This is a genomic window from Yinghuangia sp. YIM S09857, from assembly GCF_051388915.1.
Lineage (GTDB): Bacteria > Actinomycetota > Actinomycetes > Streptomycetales > Streptomycetaceae > Yinghuangia.
The window spans coordinates 403,825-409,545 of record NZ_JBPKBH010000005.1 but is presented as its reverse complement, the minus strand read 5'-3'; the positions used below and the strand labels follow the sequence as shown (position 1 = coordinate 409,545).

Sequence of the window (5,721 nt, the reverse complement as noted above, 5' to 3'; positions counted from 1 at the left end):
CCCCCCCCCCCCCCCAGGTCCGGCTCGCGCTCGCGCTCGTGCTCGGAGCGCAGGTCGCACACCAGCCCGATGGCGAGGCCCACGAACGCCGCCGTGTCCGCCTCGTCCATGGCCGCCAGCCCGTCGGAGCGGAACACCAGGCCGGTGCGCATCTTGCGCCCGTCGGCGGTCGCGTGGCCACCGGCGTCCCGGAAGTTCGGGGCGGTGGTCAGGATCGGCGTGGGCGCGGTCATCGGCGTCGGGCTCCGTTCGTGGCGGGGCGCACACGTGGTTCGCGCACGTGTGCGGGTCGCGGTGGCCCTACCAGGGTGACATCCCCCTTCGACGCCTGCCTCACGGGCCCTACGGCGGCGTACGCCACGCCTCGCGCCGCGTGCGTGTCAGGTGGGCGCCCACACCGCGTGTTCGACGCGCAGCAGCATCGCCGAGCGGCCGGTCAGGGTGATCGCGGTGCCGCCCGGCACCGGTTCGTTGAACCGCGCCATCGGATCGGCGTCGAGGGCGGTGTCGAGGACGATTTCGTACGAGTGCGCCCAAGGCTCGCCCGGCAGCATGTACCGCATCGACTGGGACGCCGCGTGCAGGACGACCAGAAAACTGTCGTCGACGATTCTCTCGCCGCGCGGCCCGCGCTGGCGTATGTCGAGTCCGGACAGGTACATGCCCAGCGTCGCGGTCGGCGAGAACCAGTCCCGTTCGGTCATCTCGCGGCCGGTCGGGGTGAACCATGCGAGGTCGCGCAGGCCGTCGGGGAAGGACGGGCGTCCGGAGAAGAACGCCCGGCGGCACAGCACCGGGTGGGCGCGCCGCAGCCTGATCAGCCGCGACGTGAGGTCCAGCAGCGGGCGCCACTGCGGGTCGTCCCGTGCCGACCAGTCGAGCCAGCTCAGCTCGTTGTCCTGGCAGTAGGCGTTGTTGTTGCCGCGCTGCGTGCGGCCGAACTCGTCGCCCGCGACCAGCATCGGGACGCCGGTCGACAGCAGCAGCGTGGTCATCATGTTGCGGAGTTGGCGTCGCCGCAGCAGGTTGACGGCGGCGTCGGACGTCTCACCCTCGTAGCCGCAGTTCCACGACCGGTTGTCGTCGGTGCCGTCGCGGTTGTCCTCGCCGTTGGCCTCGTTGTGCTTCCGCTCGTACGAGACCAGGTCGCGCAGCGTGAAGCCGTCGTGCGCGGTGACGAAGTTGATCGAGGCGTACGGGTGCCGCCCGTCGTCCTGGTAGAGGTCGGACGATCCGGAAAGGCGGTACGCGAGGTCCCGCACGTCCGGCCTCGCCCCGCGCCAGAAGTCGCGCACGGTGTCCCGGTACTTGTCGTTCCACTCCGTCCACAGCGGCGGGAACTCACCGACCTGGTAGCCGCCTTCCCCTATGTCCCACGGCTCGGCGATGAGCTTGACGCGCGACAGGACCGGGTCCTGGCCGATGACCGTGAGGAACGACGACAGTTTGTCCACGTCGTGCATCGAGCGGGCGAGTGCGGCGGCGAGGTCGAAGCGGAAGCCGTCGACGCCCATCTCGGTCACCCAGTAGCGCAGCGAGTCGGTGATGAGCTGGAGAACCTGCGGCTGCTGCACGTTGAGCGTGTTCCCGCACCCGGTGTAGTCGGTGTAGCCGCGGCCGCCGTCGCGCAGGCGGTAGTAGCCCGCGTTGTCGATGCCGCGGAAGCACAGCGTGGGGCCGCCGGGCCCGCCCTCGCCGGTGTGGTTGTAGACGACGTCCAGGATCACCTCGATGCCGGCCTCGTGCAGCGCGTGCACCATGCGGCGGAACTCGTGGACCTGCCCGCCGCGGCCGCCCGCCGACGAGTAGGCGGCGTGCGGGGCGAAATAGCCGATCGAGTTGTAGCCCCAGTAGTTGCCGCCGCGGGAGCGCAGCAGGTGCTCCTCGGAGACGAACTGGTGGACGGGCAGCAGCTCGACGGCGGTGACGCCGAGGCGCACGAGGTGGTCGACGGCGGCGGGGTGCGCGAGTCCGGCGTACGTCCCGCGCAGGTTCTCGGGGATGCCCGGGTGCCGCGCGGTGAAGCCTTTGACGTGCACTTCGTAGATGACGGTCTCGGCCCAGGGGATCTTGGGGCGGCGGTCGTCGGACCAGTCGAAGTCGTCGTGGACGACCACGGACTTGGGGACAAAAGGGGCGGAGTCCCGCGCGTCGAGGACGTCGTCGGCGCCGCCGCGCACGTGGCCGTAGACGGCGTCGTCGAGCACGAACAGGCCGTCGATCGCGCGCGCGTACGGGTCGAGCAGCAGCTTGGCGGGGTTCCAGCGGGCGCCGCGCCAGGGCTCCCACGGGCCGTGGACGCGGAAGCCGTACCGCTGCCCGGGGCCGATGCCGGGCAGGTAGCCGTGCCAGACGTTGAGCGTCTGGTCGGTGAGCGGCAGGCGGGTCTCGCGCAGGGTCCCGTCCGGGTCCTCGTCGAACAGGCATAGGTCGACGGCCTCGGCGCCGCCGGCCCAGAGCGCGAAGTTGGTGCCCGCGCCGTCGTGGCGCGCGCCGAGGGGGAGCCTGCGTCCGGGCCAGGGCCGGTCACCCCGGCCGTTCGGATGGGCGGGTCCGTTCGGATGGGCGGGGACGTGTGGATGCGAGGGGACGTGTGGATGTGCGGGATCGTACGGATGCGTCGGGTCGTCGGCTGAGTTCGCGGCCCGCGGGCCCGCGACGGGGTAAGCGGGCTTGGGCCGGAACAACCCGAGCCGGCGCGTGGCGCCCTCCCCTTTGCGTGCCATGGCCTCGCCCTCCCCGCTGTCGTACCGTCCGCGGTCGCTACGCAGGGTGTTCCCCTTGGGAGCCCAGGCCAAAGGCTCCGCGGCGCACGGGAGTGAAGGCGAACCGCACCGACGACGCCCGAAACGGAGCGGACAGGCCGCCCGAACGCTCCGGCGCACAACGCGGCGCCCGCCGGCCACCGCGGACGAAGGGGTGGCCCGGTGGTGTCGTGGACGCCACCGGGCCGACGTGAGCAAAGCGCAGCGACTGCGCGGCGGGACGCGTTAGGCGATCAGGCCCTTCTCGGCGCCGGGCGACGGGCGGTCTAGAACCAGAACGGGAAGAACCCGCCCCAGGCCCCCTGCTGCGACTGGCCGTTGCTGTTGTTGCCCTGCTCGATGACGACGACGCCGCCGTTGTCCTTCACGCCGGCCGTGTTGTTCTGGTTGGTGGCGCCGGCGCCGTTGGCACTCTGCTGCGTCGCGTTGTAGTTGCCGTCCAGGCCGCCGCTGACGTTGCCGCTGCCCGTGTTGGACGTGGTCGACGTCGACGTGGTGGTCGCGGACGACGTGGACCCGTTGTTGGCGTCCGCGCCGTTGTCGGCCACGGCGGCGCCGGCACCGAAGATGAGCAGCCCGGCCGCGAGCGGGGCGACGGCGAGGGCGCCGAGGGTGCGCTTCATGAGAGTCCTCCGTGAGACAGCAGGGCCCCGCTATTGCGGGCAGGACCCGGGAGTTGGCTTCGTGTCGTCGGAAGGCCGGCCGGCCCGTCCGACGTGGCGACGTCGTGTGACCAACTTGTCGCACCGGGTGACGGAAAATCCAACGGTCATGGCGGTGTTCGCTCATGCGAGTGATCTGGAAGCCCTAGCCCCCAACGAGTGCTCCCCGCCCGCGGACACGCTTCCGCCCCGATTTGGCCGGCGATTCGCCCGTTCTGCGGCATCTGGTGACTTTGTAGACAAGTCATGAGCGCCTTCCACGGTTGGCGGAGCGCGCAACCGTGCCTCAACTCGATTCGTGCGGCGCGCGATCGGGGCAGGGGGCGCGCGACGGAGTACGCGCTGCGATACGTACCAAACCTTCACGATTGCGCCCGGCGGGTACCGTTGCCACATGCCCGTCGTCGTGATCGGAGCCGACCGTCCACTGGGCCGGGCGCTCGTCCTCGCGCTGGTCGACCTCGGTGTACCCGAACTGCGGGCGGTCGTACGCGACCGCTCGTCCGCTCCCGCGCTCCGGGCCGCGGGCGTGCGCGTCTCGGTGGGCGACCTGTCCGACCCGCTGCGCCTCGGCGCGGTGCTCGAAGGCGCGCACACCGCGGTGCACCTCGACGCCGGTCCGGACGGTTCGGGCGAACCGCTCGACACCTGGGACTGGTTGCTGGAGGCGGCGGAAGACACCGGATTGCAGAGAATTGTCACGGTTGTTGGAGATAACCGGGTATCACCGGATACCGCAGGATATGACGTCGTCTGTCTGCCGGGCCGCGTCACCCGAAGTAGTGGCGACGCCACGGACGCCGTCGACCCGGTGCTGGTCAGCGCGTTGATCGAGGCGGACCGCCGTCGGTGATCGCGTTCCGATTCGGTTACGTATACCCCCCGGAGGCAACCGAAGGTGTGTTCGTGACGTCTAAACGACGAATGGCTTGACACGCGGAAGCGCGACGAGCCGTTTCTCCCCCCGGATTTACCCGTACGTGAAGGGAACCCAGTACATGTCCCGAGCACCGAAGCCGCCCCCCGGTCGACCAAGTTGGCGCCACCTCGTGGCGCTGCTCCTCGGTGCCATGCTGGCCCTGACCGCGTGCAGTGACGGCGGCGGCAAGAAGTCGGACGGGAGCGGTGGTTCGTCCGGCGGTGCCGCCGGCGGATCGTCCGGCAACGGCGGCACCACCGGCGGCACCAACGCCCCGGCGAAGGCCGACCCCGCACGCGTCACCGTCACCCCGGCCGACCAGGCCACCGGTGTCGAGGTCGGCAGCGTCGTGCTGGTCGAGGTCGGGCCCGAGGACAAGCTCGACAGCGTCAAGGTGATCAACTCCCGCAACGAGCAGGTCGACGGCGCCCTGGACGCGGACGGCAAGACCTGGAAGCCCAAGGTCCCGTTCACCTTCGGCTCGAAGTACACGGTGACCGCGGTCGCGAAGAACAAAGAGGCCCAGCCGACCACGTCGACGACCTCGTTCACGACGCTGAGCAACGACAACAAGATCACCGCGAACTTCTTCCCGGACGACAACACCACCGTCGGGGTCGGGCAGCCGATATCGATCAAGTTCACCAAGCCGGTCGTCAACCGCGCGGCGGTCGAGGCGGCGCTGAAGGTCACCGCGTCCCCGGCCGTCGAGGGCTCGTGGCACTGGTTCGGCAACCAGCGCGTCGACTACCGCCCGAAGGAGTACTGGGCGACCGGCACGTCGGTGAAGGTCGACCTGAACCTGCGCGGAATAGACGCCGGGAACGGCGCCAAGTTCGAGCAGTTCAAGAGCTTCGGCTTCAAGATCAGCGACAGCAAGACGGTGAGCGTCGTCGACGTCAACACCAAGACCATGAAGGTCTACAAGAACGACGCGCTGGTCAAGACCATCCCCGTCACCACCGGTGAGATCCCCAAGTACGCCACGTGGGGCGGCAAGATGGTGGTCATGGAGAAGTACGTCGAGACCCGGATGAACTCCCAGACCGTCGGCCTCGGCTCCGAGTACGACATCAACGACGTGCCGTTCGCGGTGCGGACCACGACCTCCGGGACTTTCGTCCACGGCAACTACTGGTCGGCACCGTCGACCTTCGGCTCGGAGAACGTCAGCCACGGCTGCATCAGCATGACCCCCGACAACGCGAAGTGGTTCTACGACAACGCGGCCATGCCGGGCGACATCGTCGAGGTCGTGAACGCGAAGGAGCGGGTCGTCTCCGCCGACAACGGCTACGGCGACTGGAACCTGACCTGGGAGGCCTGGGTCCAGGGCTCCGCGCTCTGAGCGCACCGCCGCCCTGACACCGTGGGG

The 5,721-nt window shown here is 69.8% G+C and carries 5 protein-coding genes; 2 read left to right on the top strand and 3 right to left on the bottom strand.

Annotated elements, in window-relative coordinates; translation table 11 throughout:
• The 3 genes from ACRX5S_RS13250 to ACRX5S_RS13240 form a co-directional block, all read right to left on the bottom strand.
• A partial coding sequence (locus ACRX5S_RS13250; protein ID WP_436773080.1) for a tyrosine-protein phosphatase occupies window positions 1-233 on the bottom strand: 233 nt, incomplete at its 3' end.
• Between the two features lie 147 nt (window positions 234-380).
• Window positions 381-2,726, bottom strand: coding sequence for a glycogen debranching protein GlgX (gene glgX, locus ACRX5S_RS13245; RefSeq protein WP_436773079.1), 2,346 nt, complete (start codon window positions 2,724-2,726; stop codon window positions 381-383).
• A 305-nt stretch (window positions 2,727-3,031) separates the two neighbouring features.
• Complete coding sequence (locus ACRX5S_RS13240; RefSeq protein ID WP_436773078.1) at window positions 3,032-3,388, bottom strand: hypothetical protein; 357 nt, start codon at window positions 3,386-3,388, stop codon at window positions 3,032-3,034.
• 433 nt (window positions 3,389-3,821) lie between these two features.
• On the opposite strand from ACRX5S_RS13240, the gene ACRX5S_RS13235 reads away from it, so the two are divergent.
• Window positions 3,822-4,280 carry an NAD(P)H-binding protein gene (locus tag ACRX5S_RS13235; protein WP_436773077.1) on the top strand — a complete coding sequence of 153 codons (459 nt, stop codon included), beginning with the start codon at window positions 3,822-3,824 and terminating at the stop codon, window positions 4,278-4,280.
• A 145-nt stretch (window positions 4,281-4,425) separates the two neighbouring features.
• Window positions 4,426-5,694, top strand: coding sequence for an Ig-like domain-containing protein (locus tag ACRX5S_RS13230; protein WP_436773076.1), 1,269 nt, complete (start codon window positions 4,426-4,428; stop codon window positions 5,692-5,694).
• Window positions 5,695-5,721 lie beyond the last annotated feature (27 nt).